Source organism: Streptomyces gottesmaniae (assembly GCF_031845845.1).
Lineage (GTDB): Bacteria > Actinomycetota > Actinomycetes > Streptomycetales > Streptomycetaceae > Streptomyces > Streptomyces akebiae.
Genome location: NZ_JAVRFJ010000208.1, coordinates 1 through 255, shown reverse-complemented (window position 1 = coordinate 255; position 255 = coordinate 1). Strand labels below are relative to the sequence as shown.

Genomic DNA, 255 nt, shown 5'->3' with positions numbered 1-255 from the left:
GGTCGTGCCGAAGGTCGACGCGCTGCAGGCCGCCGTCGCCGCCGTCTCCCCGGCCGCCGTGCTGGTGCCGTCCTCCGCCGAGGGCAAGGAGATCGCCGCCCGCCTCGCGCTGCGCATCGGCTCCGGCATCATCACCGACGCCGTCGACCTCGAAGCCGGTGACGAGGGCCCGGTGGCCACCCAGTCGGTGTTCGCCGCGTCCTTCACCACCAAGTCCCGTGTCTCCAAGGGCACCCCGGTCATCACCGTCAAGCC

1 pseudogene is annotated in these 255 nt (G+C 72.9%); it reads left to right on the top strand.

The annotated features are described in order from the left end of the window. A pseudogene (locus RM704_RS45090) lies at positions 1-255 on the top strand (electron transfer flavoprotein subunit alpha/FixB family protein); the annotation flags it as partial.